General features: G+C 68.2%; 18 protein-coding genes. 5 read left to right on the top strand and 13 right to left on the bottom strand.

Going from position 1 to position 18362, the window contains the following annotated elements; all coding sequences use genetic code 11:
• Window positions 1–20 precede the first annotated feature (20 nt).
• The 3 genes from AC5P5M_RS15335 to birA are packed head-to-tail and all read right to left on the bottom strand — an operon-like array spanning window position 21 to window position 2560.
• The gene (locus tag AC5P5M_RS15335; RefSeq protein WP_461289684.1) at window positions 21–854 is read right to left on the bottom strand and encodes an SPOR domain-containing protein; all 834 of its coding nucleotides are present in this window, start codon (window positions 852–854) and stop codon (window positions 21–23) included.
• Window positions 855–863: 9 nt separating this feature from the next.
• The gene (locus AC5P5M_RS15330; protein WP_053520152.1) at window positions 864–1595 is read right to left on the bottom strand and encodes a type III pantothenate kinase; all 732 of its coding nucleotides are present in this window, start codon (window positions 1593–1595) and stop codon (window positions 864–866) included.
• Complete coding sequence (gene birA, locus AC5P5M_RS15325) at window positions 1592–2560, bottom strand: bifunctional biotin--[acetyl-CoA-carboxylase] ligase/biotin operon repressor BirA (RefSeq protein WP_053520153.1); 969 nt, start codon at window positions 2558–2560, stop codon at window positions 1592–1594. Before birA ends, AC5P5M_RS15330 begins: the two co-directional genes overlap by 4 nt.
• A gap of 142 nt (window positions 2561–2702) precedes the next feature.
• On the opposite strand from birA, the gene AC5P5M_RS15320 reads away from it, so the two are divergent.
• Both AC5P5M_RS15320 and AC5P5M_RS15315 read left to right on the top strand, forming a co-directional pair.
• On the top strand, window positions 2703–2981 hold the full coding sequence (locus AC5P5M_RS15320) for a hypothetical protein (protein WP_053520154.1): 279 nt from the start codon (window positions 2703–2705) through the stop codon (window positions 2979–2981).
• 8 nt (window positions 2982–2989) lie between these two features.
• Window positions 2990–3736: a M90 family metallopeptidase gene (locus tag AC5P5M_RS15315; protein WP_111186500.1), complete on the top strand. Its 747-nt coding sequence runs from the start codon at window positions 2990–2992 to the stop codon at window positions 3734–3736.
• A gap of 77 nt (window positions 3737–3813) precedes the next feature.
• On the opposite strand, the gene AC5P5M_RS15310 is transcribed toward AC5P5M_RS15315, so the two are convergent.
• The 5 genes from AC5P5M_RS15310 to AC5P5M_RS15290 form a co-directional block, all read right to left on the bottom strand.
• Window positions 3814–5238, bottom strand: a complete 1425-nt coding sequence (locus tag AC5P5M_RS15310; RefSeq protein ID WP_065174201.1) for an ATP-binding protein — start codon at window positions 5236–5238, stop codon at window positions 3814–3816.
• Window positions 5239–5263: 25 nt separating this feature from the next.
• Entirely contained in the window at window positions 5264–5947 is a 684-nt protein-coding gene (locus tag AC5P5M_RS15305; RefSeq protein WP_053520384.1) for a response regulator transcription factor, read from the bottom strand.
• Between the two features lie 73 nt (window positions 5948–6020).
• Window positions 6021–6395 (bottom strand): hypothetical protein, encoded by a 375-nt coding sequence (locus AC5P5M_RS15300; protein ID WP_053520383.1) that lies wholly within the window; start codon window positions 6393–6395, stop codon window positions 6021–6023.
• A 212-nt stretch (window positions 6396–6607) separates the two neighbouring features.
• Window positions 6608–7639 (bottom strand): tRNA dihydrouridine(20/20a) synthase DusA, encoded by a 1032-nt coding sequence (gene dusA / locus AC5P5M_RS15295; RefSeq protein WP_495206108.1) that lies wholly within the window; start codon window positions 7637–7639, stop codon window positions 6608–6610.
• A 129-nt stretch (window positions 7640–7768) separates the two neighbouring features.
• Window positions 7769–9223, bottom strand: a complete 1455-nt coding sequence (locus AC5P5M_RS15290; protein WP_495206107.1) for a SulP family inorganic anion transporter — start codon at window positions 9221–9223, stop codon at window positions 7769–7771.
• A gap of 208 nt (window positions 9224–9431) precedes the next feature.
• Between AC5P5M_RS15290 and AC5P5M_RS15285 the strand changes: the two genes are divergently transcribed.
• A complete protein-coding gene (locus tag AC5P5M_RS15285; protein ID WP_053520135.1) occupies window positions 9432–10412 on the top strand; it encodes a cation diffusion facilitator family transporter in 981 nt (326 codons plus the stop codon).
• A gap of 110 nt (window positions 10413–10522) precedes the next feature.
• Entirely contained in the window at window positions 10523–10948 is a 426-nt protein-coding gene (locus AC5P5M_RS15280; protein WP_049464150.1) for an organic hydroperoxide resistance protein, read from the top strand.
• 149 nt (window positions 10949–11097) lie between these two features.
• On the opposite strand, the gene mmsB is transcribed toward AC5P5M_RS15280, so the two are convergent.
• The 5 genes from mmsB to AC5P5M_RS15255 are packed head-to-tail and all read right to left on the bottom strand — an operon-like array spanning window position 11098 to window position 16631.
• Window positions 11098–11988, bottom strand: coding sequence for a 3-hydroxyisobutyrate dehydrogenase (mmsB, locus tag AC5P5M_RS15275; protein ID WP_065174196.1), 891 nt, complete (start codon window positions 11986–11988; stop codon window positions 11098–11100).
• Window positions 11985–13154 (bottom strand): enoyl-CoA hydratase/isomerase family protein, encoded by a 1170-nt coding sequence (locus AC5P5M_RS15270; RefSeq protein WP_065174195.1) that lies wholly within the window; start codon window positions 13152–13154, stop codon window positions 11985–11987. The genes mmsB and AC5P5M_RS15270 overlap by 4 nt, the downstream gene beginning before the upstream one ends.
• Window positions 13151–13948 carry an enoyl-CoA hydratase gene (locus AC5P5M_RS15265; protein ID WP_053520138.1) on the bottom strand — a complete coding sequence of 266 codons (798 nt, stop codon included), beginning with the start codon at window positions 13946–13948 and terminating at the stop codon, window positions 13151–13153. Before AC5P5M_RS15265 ends, AC5P5M_RS15270 begins: the two co-directional genes overlap by 4 nt.
• Window positions 13945–15099, bottom strand: a complete 1155-nt coding sequence (locus AC5P5M_RS15260; RefSeq protein WP_440210885.1) for an acyl-CoA dehydrogenase family protein — start codon at window positions 15097–15099, stop codon at window positions 13945–13947. Before AC5P5M_RS15260 ends, AC5P5M_RS15265 begins: the two co-directional genes overlap by 4 nt.
• Before the next feature lie 26 nt (window positions 15100–15125).
• The gene (locus tag AC5P5M_RS15255; RefSeq protein WP_053520140.1) at window positions 15126–16631 is read right to left on the bottom strand and encodes a CoA-acylating methylmalonate-semialdehyde dehydrogenase; all 1506 of its coding nucleotides are present in this window, start codon (window positions 16629–16631) and stop codon (window positions 15126–15128) included.
• 118 nt (window positions 16632–16749) lie between these two features.
• Between AC5P5M_RS15255 and AC5P5M_RS15250 the strand changes: the two genes are divergently transcribed.
• The gene (locus AC5P5M_RS15250) at window positions 16750–18111 is read left to right on the top strand and encodes a helix-turn-helix domain-containing protein (protein ID WP_495206125.1); all 1362 of its coding nucleotides are present in this window, start codon (window positions 16750–16752) and stop codon (window positions 18109–18111) included.
• Window positions 18112–18362: the final 251 nt, after the last annotated feature.

Here is an 18362-nt window from a genome sequence, read left to right as displayed (position 1 = left end):
AGCGCCGCAGTGGGGGGATTCTAGCGCAGTCGCGCGCATTCCAGCGACTGTTGCCGGGCGGCGCCGCTGCGCTGCTGTACCTGCGCAGGCTGTGCGGTGCCGGCCAGCTGCCCGTCCAGCCACCACTGGCCGGCATCACCGCTGGCTACCAGGCGCGGCTGGAAGCCGGCGGCCTGCACCGCAGCGATACGCCGCTCGGCGCCTTCGCGGTTGCGGTACTGGCCCAGCGCCACGGCGTTGGCGTCCTCACCCTGGCTGATGATGTAGTAGTCGCCCAGGCCCGCAGCGACGATGCGCTTGACCGTGGCCTGCGCCTCTTCGCGGCTGGCGGCGGCCGGCAGCAGCACGCGGTAGCGGGCACTGCCGCTGGCGGCCGGCTGCTCGCGCAGGCGCGCCTGGCTGAGCAGTGCGCCGGCCCGGCCCTGCGCCGCGCTGGCGGCGGCACGATCGGCGAACGGACCCAGCGCGATGCAGCGCGGCGGCTCGCTGGCGGCAGGCGCCTGCGCGACCGGCGGTGCGACCGGCGCCGGCGCTGGCGTCGGGCTGGAGGTTGCCTCCGCACCCGGCGCTTTGGCCGGTTCGGCTTGCGGCTTGGCCGGCGCGGCAGGGGCAGGAGTGGACGCCACGGCGGTCGCCGCTGCGGGTTCGCGCTCCACCAAGGCTGGCGCCGATGCCTCCGACGATGCCTGCGCGGCCACCGCCGCATCGGTGCCGCCGGGCACCCAGCGCAGTTCCGCCACGCCGGCGGGCCGCGGTGGCGGCGCAGGCTTCTGCGGCGCATCGCGCAGCAGCCACCAGCAGGCAACGCCAAGATTGAGGATGGCCAGAACGACGATCAGGGCACGGGTGAGCATGCGCGGATACTAGCCTGCGGGCTGGTGCACCGCCCAGCGGGCGAGGCCGTCCAGCACCAGCGAGGGGTGGTAGTCGGCGCCGTCCAGCAATGGCATCAGCGCGGGCGCGCCGCCACCGTGCACCAGCAGCGACGGCATCACACCCAGCAGTGCCTGCGCCTGCTGCGCGCTGCGCTCGACCAGCGCCACCGCGGCACCATCGCAACCGGAGGCGAGTGCATCGGCGGTGTCATTGGCAAACTCGCTGTAATCGCCGCCACTGGCGGGCAGCTGCACGGCGCGCGCGTGCAGTGCTTCGCGCATGGTGGTGGGTGATGCGGCGATGCGGCCGCCGTGATGCTGGCCACGGGCATCGAGCAGGTCGATGGTCAGCGCCGTGCCCACGCCCACCACCAGCACCGGGCGCTGCGCCTTGGCGGCGGCCAGCAGGGCAAGGAAGCGATCCACGCCGAACTTCTCCGGGCGCGCGTAGGCGATGCGCACGCCTGCGCATTCGGCGCTGGTGCGCACCACATGCACGTGGTCGAAGCGCCGCTGCAGCTGGTCCAGCATGGCGCTGGTCAGCGAAGGTGCGGCCACGCTGGCGACGAACGCCGTCGCGCCGCTGGGCAGGCTGTGCGGCGGCTGCCCGGCCATGCCTTCGGCGCCATGCGCCCAGGCCTGTACGTCACCCGCGCGATCCCCCTGCAACGGCGCGAACTTGAAGCGCGAATTGCCGAGGTCGAACAACCAGTCGCTCATGCCGCCCTCACCGTGACTTCGCCGGCATGCAGGCGGCGCTCGCAGCCGTCGATGCTCACGCGCAGCGCGCCGTCATCGGCCAGGCCCAGTGCGGTGCCGTGCTGCCACTGCCCCTCCAGCTCGACGCGCACCTCGCGGCCGGCCAGCATGTCGAAGGCGGCGTAGCGCGGCAGGAACGGGGCCAGCCCTTCGCGATCGAATTCCTCCAGCGCCGGCAGCAGCCGTGCAAGCACGGCGGCGACGACGATGTTGCGGTCGACCGGCGCGCCGGCCAGTGTGTCCAGATCCACCCAGGGCTGGGTGATCTGCTCGGCGAACGAGGGCGGCATGTGCGTGTTGATGCCGATGCCGATCACCGCGCGAGCCGGACCGGCGTATTCGCCGCCGCCCTCGGCGAGCAGGCCGACCAGCTTGCGACGGCCATCTACGATCAGATCATTCGGCCACTTCAGCTGCGCCTGGGTGAAACCCAGATCGTGCAGCGCTTCGGCCACGGCGATACCGGCAACCAGGCTCAGCCCCGCCAGCCGGCCAAGGCCCCCGGAGAACAGGCGCAGCACCGACAGATAGACGTGGGCCGCCAGCGGCGAGGCCCAGGTGCGGCCGCGCCGCCCCCGCCCTCCGGTCTGGCGTTCGGCCAGCAGGACGCTGACCCCGCGCTGGGGCGCGCTGCACCGCAGCAATTCGGCATTGGTGGAATCCACCGTCCAGGCCACCTGCAGGTCATGCAGCAGGGACAGGGCATCGGCCGGCAGGGCGGCACGGATGGTCGCCGGGTCCAGCAGCTCGACCGGGCGGGTCAGGCCATAGCCTTCGCCGGCACGGCCCTCGATATCGACACCTGCGGCCCTAAGCCCTTGAATGCGCTTCCAAATTGCCGCCCGGGTCTGGCCCAGCTCACGGGCCAGGGCGTCGCCGGACAGGCGACCGGCAGCGAGTTTGGCCAGCAATTGGCGATCGTCCACGGCAGCTTCCACGAAGTCAGGACGGAATTATGCGGGAAAGCCGCCAGCGACGCCCGCCACGGGGCCGGCGGCGGGCTTCCAATCCGGTGCCGGGTTCGGGCTAGAATCGGGAACTCACCTTCCCTTAACGTGGATGTCGTCAATGCGCCGTTATGCCCATTGCCTGATCCTGCTGACGATGCCCTTCGCGGCGTCGGCCACAGCAGCACTGGATGACAGCCGCGGCGCCTGTGTGTCCTCCAACGGCGATGCCGCCTCGCAGCGCGCACCGACGGCATCGACCACCACGGCCAAGCCTGCTCCGGCACGCCCGGCGGCCAGCAGCGCCACCAGCACCGGCGGTGGCGGCAGCGATGAGGACATGCTGCAGCGGCTGCGTGCGCCGAAGTGGCACAGCTACCTGCCGGGAATGTTCCGCTGATCAAGTCGTTGCTGCAGTGGCTGCGGCCCGCACCGCGGCCGATCGAAGACGCATACTGGGATGAGGCCTGCCGCCGTGCGGCATGGCTGCAGGGGCTTTCCGACGAACGACGCGCCCGGCTGCGCACGCTGGCGGCGCGCTTCCTGCATGAGAAGACCATCACCCCGATCGGCAACCTGCAGCTGCAGGCCGCCGACGGCGTGCTGCTGGCGGCCCTGTGCTGCCTGCCACTGCTCGAGTTCGGCGAGGTGGGGCTGCAGGGCTGGTCGCAGCTGATCGTGTACCCCGACGCATTCCGCGTGCATCGCAGCCACATGGATGCGGCGGGCGTGCTGCACGAATGGGACGACGAGCTGATCGGCGAATCGTGGGACAGCGGGCCGTTGATCCTGTCCTGGGCCGACGTGCAGGCCGATCTGGCCGCACCGCACGAGGGCTACTGCGTGGCCGTGCACGAGATGGTGCACAAGCTCGATGCGCTTGACGGCGCGATGGACGGCACACCGCCGCTGCCGCGTGCTTGGCAACGTGAGTGGGCTGCTGTCTTCCAGCAGTCCTACGATGCGTTCTGCGCGCAGGTGGATGCCGGCCAGGAGACGCTGATCGACCCGTATGCCGCCGAAGCACCGGAGGAGTTCTTCGCGGTCGCCAGCGAGTACCACTTCTCCGCTCCGGACGTGCTGGCCGAAGCGCTGCCCGATGTCGCCGCGCATCTGCGGCGCTTCTATGGTGAACCGCCGGCTCGAGGTGGCTGAGCCATGTCATCGGTTCGCCGGGCGTGGCCCGGCGCTGTCTGCATTCGCGTTGACCGGTGGATCGAAGCAGGCCCGCCCTACGGGCCCGGCGGCAGACGCACTTCGAAGCGGGCGCCTTCCAGTTCGCTGGAACGGCCGACCGCCAGTTCGCCGCGGTAATCCTTGATCAGGTCCTGCACGATCGACAGGCCGATGCCGTGGCCCTGCACGCGTTCGTCGCCACGTACGCCACGCTGCAGCACCTTGCCGATATCGTCCGGCGCGATACCGGGGCCGTCGTCGTCCACGGCCAGCAGCAGGCCGGCGCGGCGTGCATTCGGTGCCGGCAGGGGCTGCGCGGTCAGCAGGACACGGCGCTTGGCCCACTTGAAGGCGTTTTCCAGCAGATTGCCCAGCAGTTCCTGCAGGTCACCCGGCTCGCCATGGAAGCGCGCGGCCGGATCGATGTCGAATTCGCACAGCACGCCCTTGGCGGCATAGACCTTTTCCAGGCCCCGCACGATCTCTTCGGCGTTGGACTCGATCGGCAACGGTGCGGAGAACAGCTTGTGGCCCGACGACGCAGCGCGCGCCAGCTGATAGGACACCAGGTTGTTCATGCGTTGCAGCTGCACGTCCAGCTCTTCGCGCAGCGCGCCATCACCGGCACCGCTGTCCATCTGCGTGCGCAGCACCGCGATCGGCGTTTTCAGGCTGTGCGCAAGATCCGCCAGGGTGTTGCGCTGGCGTTCGAGGTTCTCGCGCTCACTCTCGATGAAGGCATTGATGCTGTCGGTCAGCGGCTCCAGCTCGCGTGGGTGGCGCTCGCTCATGCGCTCGGTCTCGCCGCGCTGCACCTTGGTCAGCTCGGTGATCACGCGACGCAGCGGACGCAGGCTCCACTGCAGGATGACCGTCTGCAGCAGCAGCAGGATCAGGCCGATGCCACCCAGGTAGAACCAGACACGGCTGCGGAACACCCGCAGCTGCGCACCGAGCGCGCGCGAGTCTTCCATCACGTAGATGGTGTACGGGAACTCGGTGGCGGGATCGGCATCGGCGTCCCACACCAGGCCCAGGCCGTAGCGGTACACCGAGCCCTGGCTGCCGTCGATCTGGATCATCGGCAGCGGGCCTTCGAACACCTCCTGGCGTGGCGCAAGCAGGCCGCCGCCGACGGTGGGCAGCATCGGGCCTTCGGCCGACATTGAATTGCCCTTGCCGTCCGGCATCACCACCTGCAGGTAGAGACCGCTGCCGGGCACGTCGAAGCGCGGGTCCGGTGGCTGCTCGCGGATGTACAGCGAACGGTCGCGGGTGAAGTCGATGCCGGCCGCATAGGCGGTGGCGTAGTTCTTCAGGCGCTCACGCAGGTTGGCCTTCGCCGTATCGGCGAAGGCGGCGTCCAGCGCGTAACCGGCCAGGGCGAGGAACGCGACCAGGCCCACGGACGCGGCGAACAGCTGGCGCGCCTGCAGGGAGCGCGGCCGCCAGCGTCGGAAGAACCACAGACGGCCGGACATCGTGCAATCGCCAGGGTGAGCCGGCTCAGCCCTCGTTGCGCGGGATCGCGAAACGGTAGCCGCGGCCGCGCACGGTCTCGATCGGCTTCAGTTCGCCGTCCGGGTCCAGCTTCTTGCGCAGGCGACCGATGAACACTTCCAGCACGTTCGAGTCGCGGTCGAAGTCCTGCTGGTAGATGTGCTCGGTGAGGTCGGCCTTGGAGACCAGTTCACCCGCATGCATCATCAGGTACTCCAGCACCTTGTACTCGTAGCTGGTCAGGTCGACATTGCTGCCGGAAACGCTGACCGTCTGCGCGGCAAGATCCAGTGCGACCGGGCCGCATTCCAGCGTCGGCTTGCTCCAGCCGGCGGCGCGGCGCAGCAGCGCGTTGACGCGGGCCAGCAGCTCTTCGACGTGGAACGGCTTGACCAGGTAATCGTCGGCGCCCTGCTTCAGGCCCTCGACCTTGTCCTGCCAGCTCGACCGCGCGGTCAGGATCAGCACCGGGAACTTCTTGCCCTCGTCACGCAGCGCCTTGATCAGCTCCATGCCCGACATCTTGGGCAGGCCGAGGTCGATGATGCCGACGTCGAACGGGACTTCGCGCCCCATGTAGAGGCCTTCCTCGCCGTCCTGCGCAGCATCGACGGCAAAGCCTTCGCGCTTGAGCCGGGCTGCCAGGGTCTCACGCAGCGGGGCTTCGTCTTCGACCAGAAGGATACGCATGAACTCTCCCTAGTGTCCTGGGTGTGGCCCGGAGGCCAGTGGGGTACGGGTTGATAGCGACAACTATCCCTGTTCAGGGGTTATCGCCGCGTAGTGAAGACATATCCGACCGCGGCGTGCGCGGCTGTGAACGCGACGGGGCGGGGTCGTCCATGTAGCGGACCCGGCCCCGGTCGTCCATGTACTTGACCCGGTTGATGTCACGACCATCGAACGGCACCCGTTCGGCGCCCAGGATGTGGCCACCGGTGGTGCGCTGCACGCGGCGCACGGCATCGGACAGCGAGCGCTCGTCGCCACGGCCACCCCGCTCGCTCCGCTCCATCATCTCCGCCCGGCCGTGTTCCGCACGCGGGGGCTGCTGTGCCATTGCCGACGACAGCGGCGCAGCCGCCAGCACCACGCAGGTGGCCAGGGCAATGCGGCAATGGAGGGGAGCGGAAGACATCGATGCGATCCTAGCCGAGCACGGCGATTCGTTCAAAAGTCGTAAATCCGGGAACCGGGTGCGGGACCCGGTCTTTACAATTCCTTTGCAAATTCTTGGTTTGGGGCAGTGAATCCGATCTGAACTTTTCCGGGCGAACCGCAGGTTTGTTCATCTAAGTGAACATTCGGGACGAATCGGCCGGCATTGTCAAGTCAGGAATGTGACGTACGTCACGCAGCGGCACGGTCAGCGTCGCGCTCGGTGACGGCAAGGGCCTGTTCGACCAATGTCCAGTCGGCGCCTGGACGGTGCGCACCCTCGCTCAATACCTGGCGGAACGCGCGCCCACCGGGCTGCCCATGGAACAGGCCGAGCAGGTGACGGGTGATGTGCTTCAGGGCCATGCCCTCGCCCAGACGGGCCTCGACATACGGGCGCAGCGCGCGCAGCAGGTCCGCGCGCGACCGCAGCGGCGTACCGGTGTGCAGCGCTTCCAGCTGATGCAGCAGATAGGGATCGTGGTACGCGGCCCGGCCCAGCATCACGCCATCGACATGGCCGGCCTGGGCCTGCACGGCTTCCATGCTGGCCAGGCCACCGTTGAGCACCACCGGCAGCGCAGGCCGCTCCTGCTTCAGGCGGTAGGCCCAGTCGTACTTCAGCGGCGGAACCTCACGGTTCTCCTTGGGCGACAGGCCCTTCAGCCAGGCATTGCGCGCGTGCACCACCACCATTGCTGCACCGGCAGCGACCTGGCGATCGACGAAGCTGGCGAACGCCTCGTACTCGTTGTCCTCATCCACGCCCAGACGGCACTTCACCGTCACCGGGATGTCGACCGCATCGACCATCGCGGCCACGCATTCGGCCACCAGCACCGGCTCGCGCATCAGGCAGGCACCGAAGCGGCCCGCCTGCACGCGATCGGACGGGCAGCCGCAGTTGAGGTTGACCTCGTCGTAGCCCCAGTCCGCGGCGATGCGCGCGGCCTGCGCCAGCAGGGCCGGATCGCTGCCACCCAGCTGCAGGGCCAGCGGCTGTTCGCTGCGGTCGAAGCCGAGCAGGCGCTCGCGGTCACCATGGATGACCGCGTTGGCGTGCACCATCTCCGTGTACAGCCGCGCCCCGGGAGCCAGCACGCGATGGAACACGCGGCAATGGCGGTCCGTCCAGTCCATCATCGGGGCGACGGACAGGCGCAGGGATTCGGCGTAACGGGCGGTGGCGGACGTCATCGGGGCGTTGATCGTGGAGACCGGCATTGCCAGTGAGATCAATAGTTTACACCGGGTGGCTGAATGCGCCCGGTCAGCCGCGCGGCGAGCGCCGGTTGGGCCCGGTTCCGGCTGGCGGCCGGGCATGGCCCGGCGCCACCAGCATGCCCTACGCGATCAGTGCCCGCCGCGTGCGCCACCCACCTGCTCGATCAGCGTCTGGCTGGCCGCATTGAGCCCCACCACGGTTACCTCTGCTCCGTGCGCGGCCAACTTTTCCTGCGCGCGCTCCAGCGCGGCCACGGCGGTCAGATCCCACAGGTGGGCATCGCGCAGATCAATCTGCACCTTCGGCGCCACATGCTGATAGTCGAACGCTGCGCCCAACTGCCCCGCCGAGGCAAAGAACACCTGCCCGCGCACGCGATAGACCTGCGTCTCATGGGCATCGTCGCGCTGCACCTCCAGCAAGCGGCCTACTTTGCGCGCGAAGAACAACGCCGACAGCAGCACGCCGCTGAGCACGCCCTTGGCCAGGTCGTGGGTGGCCACGGTAACCACCACGGTCAGCAACATCACGGCCGAGGAACTGCGCGGGTGCGTGCGCAGGTCGCGCAGCGAGCGCCAGCTGAAGGTGCCGATGCTGACCATGATCATCACCGCCACCAGGGCGGCCATCGGGATCTGCCGCACCAGGTCGCTGCCGTACACCACCAGTACCAGCAGCAGCACGCCAGCCACCAGGCACGACAGGCGGCCACGGCCACCGGAGGTCACGTTGATGACCGACTGGCCGATCATCGCGCAGCCGGCCATGCCGCCGAGAAAGCCGGTTACCGTATTCGCCACGCCCTGGCCGATGCATTCGCGATTGCGCTCGCTGGGTGTCTCGGTGATGTCCTCGACGATCTGCAGGGTCATCATCGATTCGAGCAGGCCGACCACGGCCAGCGTGGCCGACACCGGCAGCAGGATGCGCAGCGTCTCCCAGCTGAGCGGGACATCAGGCAGCAGGAAATGCGGCAGGCTGTCGGGCAACTGGCCCATGTCGCCAACACTGCGCACGTCGATACCGAAGCCGATCACCACCGCAGTGAGCAGCACGATGGCCACCAGCGGCGAGGGCACGGCGCGGGTGAGGCGCGGCAGCAGATAGATGATGGCCAGCGCCGCCGCGCACAGCACGTAGACCGTAGGGCCGCGGCCGATCAGTTCCGGCATCTGCGCCAGGAAGATCAGGATCGCCAGCGCATTGACGAAGCCGGTGATGACCGAGCGCGAGACGAAGCGCATCAGCGAGCCCAGTTTGAACACGCCTGCCAGCACCTGCAGCAAGCCGGCCAGGATGCTGGCGGCGAACAGGTACTGCAGGCCGTGATCCTTCACCAGGTCGACCATCACCAGCGCCATCGCGCCAGTGGCAGCAGAGATCATGCCAGGGCGGCCACCCGCGATGGCGGTGATGACGGCGATGGAGAAGGCGGCGTACAGGCCGACCTTGGGGTCGACGCCGGCAATGAGCGAGAACGCGATGGCCTCGGGAATCAGGGCCAGGGCGACGACGATGCCGGACAACAGGTCGCCACGGACGTTGCCGAGCCATTGCTGGCGCAGGGGATAGGACGTTTGCATGGGAAAGCTCCGCGCGCAGGCGGGCGTGGCCGCATGGCGCTGCAGTGGAAAGACACGGGTTCCTGAGCCGGGCGGGCCGGCTGCCGATGTGCGGCAAGGGTCAGGGTGGCGTGATCACTGCAGGCGGGTGTCGGTACGTGGGAGGGGCGCAGTCTACGGGAAGCGGCTGCATGAAGGTAGCGCGGTCGGCCGCCAGACGCAGCGGAGCATGGCTCCGCTCTACAATCGGGTCATGGCTACCGATCGCCCCCACTTCTTCGACCCCACCACCGAACAGGGGGTGCTGCGCCTGTCGATTGCCGGTGCGTTGCTGCTGGCGCTGACTGCTGTGGTGTTCGGCCTGCTGGCCAATTCCTCGCTCATCATCTTCGATGGCATCTACGGGCTGATCGATGTGGTGATGACCTGGCTGTCGCTGCTGGTCGCGCGCCTGATCGCGCTGTCGACCAACACCGATGCGCTGCAGTCGCGCCTCAACCAGCGCTTCACCATGGGCTTCTGGCACCTGGAACCGATCGTGCTGGGCGTGAGCGGCACGCTGATGATCGGTGCGGCGCTGTATGCACTGGTCAATGCCGTGGACGCGCTGATGTCCGGCGGCCGCCACATCGCGCTGGGGCCGGCGATGATCTTCGCCGCGCTGTCCCTGCTGGCCGAGGCAGCGCTGGGCGTGTTCGTGCTGCGCGCCAACCGCCGCATCGGGTCGGAGTTCATCGCGCTGGACGCGAAGAACTGGATGATCGCGGCCAGCATGTCGGCCTGTTATCTGGTCGCCTTCCTGGGCGGCGCGCTGGTGCGTGGCACCGCGTGGGACTGGATCGGGCCGTACATCGATCCGGCCATCCTCGCCTTCGTCTGCGTACTGGTGATGATCGCGCCGCTGGGCACGGTACGGCGGGCATTGGCCGGCATCCTGCTGGTGACCCCGCCGGAGCTGCAGGCCCACGTGGACGCAGTGGCGCGCACGATCGTCGCCAGGCATGGCTTCGTCGAACACCGAAGCTATGTGGCGCAGGTGGGACGTGGCGAGCAGATCGAGCTGTTCTTCGTGGTCCCGGCCGATGATCCGCCGCGGCCCCTGCGGGAGTGGGACCAGCTGCGTGACGAGATCGGCGATGCACTGGGCGAAGCCTCGCCGGACCGCTGGCTGACCATCATGTTCACCACCGATCGGGAATGGACGATCTAGACCGACAGGACGATCGATCAAATTTCTCGGACGGTCTGTCACCCATCGTCCTTGGAAAGCGGGCAAAGTAGGCTCCAACGCACTACCACCCACTGACCAGGAGCATCCCGATGTCCATCGAAAAGGTTCTGTACACCGCCCAGGCGACCTCCACCGGCGGCCGCGAAGGCCGTTCCGTCTCCTCCGACAACGTGCTCGACATCCAGCTGTCGACCCCGCGCGAGCTGGGCGGCGCGGGCGGCCCGGGCACCAACCCGGAGCAGCTGTTCGCCGCCGGCTACTCGGCCTGCTTCCTGGGCGCGCTGAAGTTCGTGGCCGGCCAGGCCAAGGTCGCGCTGCCGGCCGACACCACCGTGACCGGCAAGGTGGGCATCGGCCAGATCCCGACCGGCTTCGGCATCGAGGCCGAGCTGACCATCAACGTGCCGGGCGTGCCGCGCGAGCAGGTTGAAGCGCTTGTGCAGAAGGCGCACATCGTGTGCCCGTACTCGAATGCCACCCGCGGCAACATCGACGTGACGCTGATCGTCGCCTGATGGGGCCGGGGTCGGATCCCTTTGCAACGGCAAAGGGCTCTGACCCCGGGGCTCCAAGCGCAAAAAAAATGGGCGGATGCCGGTCGAAACCAGGCATCCGCCCATCCCACCCCGGGTGGGCCCCGGCACGCGGCCGGGGACGCATTCGCTTACTTCTCGCTGGTGATGAGCTGTACCACGCTGGAGAAATCCAGCTTGCCGCGCCCAGCCTGGTGATTCATCGAATACAGGTTGCGGGCCACTTCACCCAGCGGGATCGAGGCGCCGACACTCATCGCCGCTTCCACTGCCAGGCCCATGTCCTTGAGCATCAGGTCGCTGCCGAAGCCGCCGCTGTAGCCACGCGAGGCCGGCGCATTCTCCAGCACGCCCGGCCACGGATTGCACACTTCGGTGGCCCAGCTGCGGCCGGTGCTCACCGCCATCATCTGCGACAGCACCTTCGGGTCCAGACCGTGCGCCACGCCCAGTGCGATGGCCTCGCCGGTGACGGCCATGATCACGCCCAGCGCCATGTTGTTGCACAGCTTGGCCACCTGGCCGGCACCACTGGCGCCAACGTGGAAGATGTTCCTGCCCATCGCCTGCAGCACCGGGCGCGCACGCTCCAGTGCATCCTCTTCACCACCGACGATGAAGGTGAGGGTGCCGGCCTGGGCACCGGCCGTGCCGCCGGAAACCGGCGCATCGATCATCTGCAGGCCGCGTGCGGCCGCCGCTTCGGACACCTTGCGGGCGCTGGCCGGAGCGATCGTGCTGCAGTCGATGACCAGCGCCCCGGCCGGAATCGCGGCGAGAATGCCGTCATCGCCGAGGTACAGGCCTTCGACGTGGCGACTGGCCGGCAGCATCGAGATCACCACCTCGGCGTCGGCCAGGGTGTCACGTGCTGAGGACGCGGCACCGGCACCGGCGTCGACGGCGGCCTGCACGGCGGCCGGCACCAGATCGAACACGCGCACGGTGTGGCCGTTCTTGACCAGATTGGCGGCCATCGGGCCACCCATGTTGCCCAACCCAATGAATGCAATGCGGCTCATGCCAGGCTCCTTTCAGCGGCAGGGGTACCCAGGTCGGCCAGCGGATGCGCGGCATCGGCCCAGGGCGAAGCGAAGAACGTATCGGCCCACAGGGCGCTGGCTTCGGCCAGCGTGGCCGGGTTCCACGACGGCGTGCGGTCCTTGTCGATCAGCAGCGCACGGATGCCTTCGGCGAAATCGCCGTGGGCGGCGCAGTGCAGGGCGACGATGTACTCCAGGCGGTAGACCGCAGCCAGGTCCTGGCCCGCACTGCGGCGCTGCAGCTCGAACGCCAGCCGCGCCGAACCGGGCGCGCCGGCCGCGAGGGTCTTCTGGGCGGCCTGCAGCCAGGCATCCTCGGTCTGCAGGTGGGCGATGCCTTCGACGATGGCATCGAGGTCATCGCCGTCGCACAGTGCGTCGACCTTCGCCGCGTTGGCCAGCAGCGGACCGGTCGCGGCATCGCTGGCATACGATTGCAGCAGGTGGCCCAGGCGCTCGTGGTTGCTCGCGGCGTCGCGCGACCAGGCCACCTGCAGCAGTGCATCGAACACATCGCTGCGGCGCGCTTCGGCCACGTGCACGTCGGCCAGGCCGGCATAGATCGCATCGCCCGGGTTGAGCAGTGCACCGGTCAAGGCCAGGAACAGGCCACCCTTGCCCGGCACGCGCGGCAGCAGCCAGCTGCCACCCACGTCCGGGAACAGACCGACGGTGATCTCCGGGAACGCGAGCTTGGAGCGCTCGCTGACCACGCGGTGGCTGGCACCGGACATCAGGCCGATGCCCCCTCCCATGACGATGCCATGGCCCCAGCACAGGATCGGCTTGGCATAGGTGTGGATGAGGTAATCCACGCGGTACTCGACGTCGAAGAACTCGGCCGCGTAGTCGTTGTCGCGGATATCGCTGCGGCCGGCCTCGCGGAATGCACGCATGCTCTGGTACAGGCTGTGCAGGTCACCGCCGGCGCAGAACGCCTTTTCACCGGCGCCCTGCAGCACCACCATCGCAATGCCGTCGTCGTCGGCCCAGGCATTGAGCTGCTTCAGCAGCAGGTGCGCCATCGGCAGCGAGAAGCCATTGAGCGTGCGCGGCGCGTTCAGCGTGGCGATGCCGATGCGCGCGCCATTGCCGGCCACGCGCTCTTCGAACAGGACCGGCGCTTCGTCGGCGACCGTGGTCATGCGTTCTTCCACTGCGCGGCGCGCTTTTCCAGGAAGGCGTTCACGCCCTCGACCTGGTCGGCGGTATCGAACAGATCGACGAAGGCCTCGCGTTCGGCCACCAGCGCCGAGGCGTGGGTGCCGGTGCGGGTGGACTGCACCAGCGTCTTGCAGGCCGCGATGCTGGTCGGGCTCTGCTTGCCGGCCTTCTTCGCCCATTCCAGCGCCAGCGCCTTGGACTCGCCCTTGCCGACCTTCTCCTCGGCCAGGCCGATGCGCAGCGCGGTCTCGGCATTGATGCGCTCGCCCAGCAGGATCATGCGCTTGGCCCAGCCCTCGCCCACCAGCCGTGGCAGGTTCTGGGTACCACCGGCGCACGGCAGCAGGCCGACGGTGGCCTCCGGCAGCGCGACCTGGGCGTGGTCTTCGATGATGCGCAGGTCGCAGGCCAGCGCGCATTCCAGCCCGCCGCCCATCGCATAGCCGTTGATTGCGGCGATCGACACGCCGCGGAAGCCGGACAGCGCCTCGAAGGCTTCGCCGAAGCGGCGTGCGGCCTCGCGCGCGGCGGCCTTGTCGCCGGAGGCGAACTGGTTCAGATCCGCGCCGGCGGAGAAGAACTTCTCGCCATCACCGGTGATCACCAGCGCGTAGATGTCGCGGTCCGCATTGAGCGCAGCCACCAGGTCGCGCAGCGCGGACAGGCTGTGCACGGTCCAGGTATGCGCCGGCGGGTTGTGCAGGGTGACCACGGCGGTGTGGCCATCGGCCTCGACCTTCAGGCCCACGTGCTCCTGGGTACGCCAATCCTTCATCGCAGTTCCTCTTCGGTGTTGAGCAGGTGACGGGCAACGATCACCCGCATGATCTCGTTGGTGCCTTCCAGGATCTGGTGCACGCGGCAGTCACGCAGCAGGCGTTCGATCGGGTATTCGCGGATGTAGCCGTAGCCGCCGTGGATCTGCAGCGCTTCGTTGCAGACAGTGAAACCGGCATCGGTGGCGAAGCGCTTGGCCATTGCGCACCACACGTTGGCGTCGCTGGCGCCGGCATCGAGCTTGCGCGCGGCGGTATGCACCATCTGCCGGGCGGCCACCAGCTGGGTGACCATGTCGGCCAGCTTGAACTGCAGTGCCTGGAACTCGGCCAGCGCCTTGCCGAACTGGCGACGCTCGCCCATGTAGCGGCGTGCGGCATCCAGCGCGCCCTGCGCGGCACCCAGCGAACAGGCGGCGATGTTGATGCGGCCGCCATCGAGTCCCTTCATCGCCAGCTTGAAGCCACCGCCTTCCTCTCCCAGAAGGTGGCTGACCGGCACGCGGACGTTCTCGAAGGTGATGCCACGGGTGGGCTGGCTGTTCCAGCCCATCTTCTCTTCCTTGCGGCCGAAGCTGATGCCCGGCAGGTCCGACGGCACCGCGATGGCGCTGACGCCGCCGGCACCGGCACCGCCGGTGCGCGCCATCACCACCAGCAGTTCGGTGGCGCCGGCGCCGGAGATGAAGGCCTTGGCGCCGTTCAGCACGAAGTGGTCGCCATCGCGCACGGCGGTGGTTTTCAGCGAGGCGGCATCGGAACCGGCGCCCGGTTCGGTCAGGCAGTACGAGGCCAGCTTGATGCCCGCCGCCAGATCGTTGCCCCACGCGTCGCGCAGTGCCGGCTGACCCCACTTGGACACCATCCACGAGGCCATGTTGTGGATGCTGATGTAGGCCGCCGTCGAGGGGTCGACACTGGCGAGCTCCTCGATGACGACGGCGGCGTCCAGCCGGCTCAGGCCGCTGCCACCCACTTCCGGGTCCATGTACAGACCGCAGAAGCCCAGTTCTCCGGCCTTGGCGATCGCCTCGCGCGGAAAGATGCCCTCCGCATCCCATCGCGCGGCGTGCGGCGCCAGTTCGGCCAGTGCGAAGTCGCGGGCGGCCTCGCGGTAGGCCTGCTGCGCTTCTTCCAGTTCCGTCGTCATCGAGTGGCTCATGGCTGCTCCTGCCGTTACTTCAGGCTGATCGTGGTGTTGACGCCGTGGCTCAGCGTCTCGTCATCGAACCAGCGCGCGGTGACGGTCTTGGTCTGGGTGTAGAACAGCACCACCTGCTTGCCGTACGGGCCCAGGTCACCCAGCTTGGAGGCGCGCGAACCGGTGAAGGAGAACAGCGGCACCGGCACCGGGATCGGCACGTTGATGCCGACCTGGCCGACGTCGATGTCTTCCTGGAACCTGCGCGCGGCGGCGCCGGACTGGGTGAACAGTGCGGTGCCGTTGCCGTTCGGGTTGCTGTTGACCATCGCGATGGCGTCTTCCAGCGTTTCCGCTTCCAGGATCACCAGCACCGGCCCGAAGATTTCTTCCTGGTAGATGCGCATGTCGGTGGTGACACCGGCAAAGATGGTCGGGCCGACGAAGTTGCCCTTCTCGAAGCCATCGACCTGCGGATTGCGGCCATCGAGCACCAGCTGCGCGCCCTGCTCCACGCCCGAGGCGATCAGGCCTTCCACGCGCTCGCGCGCGCTGCAGGAAATCACCGGGCCGACATCGGTACCGGACACGGTGCCACCGCTGACCTTCAGGGTCTTGGCCTTGGCCACCAGATCCTGCACCCAGCCGCGCGCTTCACCCACCAGCACCAGCGTAGAGGCCGCCATGCAGCGCTGGCCGGCGGCACCGAAGGCGGCACCGACCATCGCATTGAGGGTCTGCTCCTTGTTGGCGTCCGGCAGCACCACGGCGTGGTTCTTGGCGCCCATCATGCACTGCACGCGCTTGCCGGCCAGCGACGCACGGTTGTACACGTGGGTACCCACGCGGGTGGAACCCACGAAGGAGACCGCCTTGATGTCCGGGTGGTCGCAGATCGCGTTGACCACTTCCTCGCCACCGTGGACCACATTCAGCACGCCCTTCGGAATGCCGGCTTCCAGCGCAAGTTCAACCAGGCGCATGGTGACCATCGGGTCCTGCTCGGACGGCTTGAGAATGAAGGTGTTGCCGGTGGCGATGGCCATCGGGAACATCCACAGCGGAATCATCGCCGGGAAGTTGAACGGGGTGATGCCGGCGCACACGCCCAGCGGCTGCATGATCGTGTAGGTATCCACGCCATTGGCCACGTTGTTGGCCAGCTCGCCCAGCTGCAGGTTGCCGATGGCGGCGGCGTGCTCGACCACTTCCAGGCCGCGGAACACATCGCCTTCGGCATCCGGCAGGGTCTTGCCCTGTTCGGCGGTGAGGATGTGCGCCAGCTCGCTCATGTTCTCGCGGATCAGCTGCTGGTACTTCAGGAAGATGCGCGCACGGGTGCCGATCGGGGTCTTGCGCCAGGTCTTGAACGCTTCCTTGGCGGCGGCCACGGCAGCGTCCACTTCAGCGGTGGTGGCGAACGGGACCTGGGCCAGCACGTCCTGGGTGGCCGGGTTGATCACGTCCTGCCAGTGGGAGGTCGCCGATTCGACGAACTGGCCATCGATCAGCATGCGGATACGGGGCGCTGCAACAGTCATGACGACATCCAGGGGTGCGAAAGATGCTTGGCATTATTCACAGCCGCCGCCTCGATTTCCGGCCTGAATCCGCTTAATCTGGCCAACACCCCTCACGATTCCTGTTAATTCTGTGAATCTGCCGTCTTCACAGCGCCAGCTGGGCCTGCGCCTGCTGCGCCTGCGCGAGCAGCGCGGCTACAGCCAGATCGACCTGGCCCGCGCCCTGGGCCTGTCTGCCAGCTACCTGAACCAGATCGAGCGCAACAAGCGCCCGTTGACGCCCGCCGTGCAGAAGAAGCTGGGGGAGGTGTTGGGCGACGTTTCCGCCCTGTTCGACGAGGATGAACCCGCGGCATTGCAGGAATCATTGGCCGAAACCCTGCGGGACCTGGGGCTGGCCGACGTCAGTGCCACCGAGCTGCGGGCACTGGCCGGCAACCTGCCGCAGGTGAGCCGGGCGCTGCTGGACCTGCATCGCCGCCACCTGGCGTTGCGGGAACATGCCGCCGCACTGGAGTTCCAGCTGGGCGAACCCGGTGCCGGCAGCACCCTGCCGGCGGGCGACCAGGTGCGCGAGTTCTTCAACCGCATGCACAACCACATCCCGGAGCTGGATGAGCTGGCCGAGCAGTTGTTCGCCGAATGGGGACTGTCGCCGGGGCACGTCGCCCCGCGCCTGCGCCAGTTGCTGGCCGATCGCCACGGCGTGCTGGTGGAAGTGACTGCCTTGCAGGCCGGGCGCGAGAAGCGCCACTACGATGCCGGTGCCCGCCGGCTGTGGCTGCCGGACTACCTGGAGCCGGGCCAGCAGGCCTTCCAGATGGCCGCCGAACTTGCACTGCACGGCTACCTGCCGCAGATCGATGCGGTGATTGCCCGCGCCGGATTCAGCGACGAGGCGCGCATCGCGCAGGCGCGCATCGGCCTGTCGAACTATTTCGCCGGGGCCCTGGTAATGCCCTACCTGCGCTTCCTGCGTGCGGCCGAAGCCAGCAGCTACGACATCGAGCTGCTGGCGCACCAGTTCGGTGTCGGCTTCGAAGCAGTCTGCCACCGGCTGAGCACGCTGGCCCGCCGCAGCGCGCCCGGCCTGCCGTTCTTCTTCATCCGTGTGGACCGCGCCGGCAACGTCTCCAAGCGTCACTCGGCCACCGACTTCCACTTCTCGCAGGTGGGTGGCTCATGCCCGCTGTGGATCGTCTACGAGGCGTTCAACCAGCCCGGCCGCATCCTGACCCAGACCGCGCGCATGCCCGATGGGCGGCGCCACTTCTGGCTGGCCCGGCAGGTCAGCAGCGGCCCGGTTGGTCACGGCCAACCACGCAAGACCTTCGCAGTAGCGCTGGGCTGCGACCTGCAGCATGCCGAGCGGCTGGTGTATTCGCTGGGGCTGGATGTACAGAGCCCGGGCAATTCGGTGTCGATCGGCCCGGGTTGCCGGGTGTGCCCACGCGAGGACTGCATGCAGCGCGCGTTCGCGCAGCTGCCGGGGCGATAGGGTTGGTTCGGCAGGGCTGCGCCCTGCACCTGCACAGGCCGAAGCAACGGCAACGGCAAAAGCTGGCATTCCGCGGGATGGCGGGGCGGATCCGGTTGCGGGGGACGGCGCAAGTACGTCCATGTAGCCTCGGTCGCGCCATCCATGGCGCTCACGCCCCCGCAACCGGACCCACCCCGCCTTCGACAGATCTCCGCAAGCTGTCAGAACGACGCATTGCCCTGGTGGGTGTCGACCTTGGTCGACACGAA

It is taken from the genome of Stenotrophomonas sp. YJH_SMC_106-19 (assembly GCF_059368375.1).
Note: the sequence above shows the minus strand (reverse complement) of the source record. Positions and strands in the feature narration are given on the sequence as shown.

What these genes read in the sequence shown, in the direction of transcription:
- AC5P5M_RS15335 (WP_461289684.1), bottom strand. Translation starts at nt 854, where the DNA reads ATGCTCACCCGTGCCCTGATCGTCGTTCTGGCCATCCTCAATCTTGGC.
- AC5P5M_RS15330 (WP_053520152.1), bottom strand. Translation starts at nt 1,595, where the DNA reads ATGAGCGACTGGTTGTTCGACCTCGGCAATTCGCGCTTCAAGTTCGCG.
- AC5P5M_RS15320 (WP_053520154.1), top strand. Translation starts at nt 2,703, where the DNA reads ATGCGCCGTTATGCCCATTGCCTGATCCTGCTGACGATGCCCTTCGCG.
- AC5P5M_RS15310 (WP_065174201.1), bottom strand. Translation starts at nt 5,238, where the DNA reads ATGTCCGGCCGTCTGTGGTTCTTCCGACGCTGGCGGCCGCGCTCCCTG.
- AC5P5M_RS15305 (WP_053520384.1), bottom strand. Translation starts at nt 5,947, where the DNA reads ATGCGTATCCTTCTGGTCGAAGACGAAGCCCCGCTGCGTGAGACCCTG.
- AC5P5M_RS15300 (WP_053520383.1), bottom strand. Translation starts at nt 6,395, where the DNA reads ATGTCTTCCGCTCCCCTCCATTGCCGCATTGCCCTGGCCACCTGCGTG.
- dusA (WP_495206108.1), bottom strand. Translation starts at nt 7,639, where the DNA reads ATGCCGGTCTCCACGATCAACGCCCCGATGACGTCCGCCACCGCCCGT.
- AC5P5M_RS15290 (WP_495206107.1), bottom strand. Translation starts at nt 9,223, where the DNA reads ATGCAAACGTCCTATCCCCTGCGCCAGCAATGGCTCGGCAACGTCCGT.
- AC5P5M_RS15285 (WP_053520135.1), top strand. Translation starts at nt 9,432, where the DNA reads ATGGCTCCGCTCTACAATCGGGTCATGGCTACCGATCGCCCCCACTTC.
- AC5P5M_RS15280 (WP_049464150.1), top strand. Translation starts at nt 10,523, where the DNA reads ATGTCCATCGAAAAGGTTCTGTACACCGCCCAGGCGACCTCCACCGGC.
- mmsB (WP_065174196.1), bottom strand. Translation starts at nt 11,988, where the DNA reads ATGAGCCGCATTGCATTCATTGGGTTGGGCAACATGGGTGGCCCGATG.
- AC5P5M_RS15270 (WP_065174195.1), bottom strand. Translation starts at nt 13,154, where the DNA reads ATGACCACGGTCGCCGACGAAGCGCCGGTCCTGTTCGAAGAGCGCGTG.
- AC5P5M_RS15265 (WP_053520138.1), bottom strand. Translation starts at nt 13,948, where the DNA reads ATGAAGGATTGGCGTACCCAGGAGCACGTGGGCCTGAAGGTCGAGGCC.
- AC5P5M_RS15260 (WP_440210885.1), bottom strand. Translation starts at nt 15,099, where the DNA reads ATGACGACGGAACTGGAAGAAGCGCAGCAGGCCTACCGCGAGGCCGCC.
- AC5P5M_RS15255 (WP_053520140.1), bottom strand. Translation starts at nt 16,631, where the DNA reads ATGACTGTTGCAGCGCCCCGTATCCGCATGCTGATCGATGGCCAGTTC.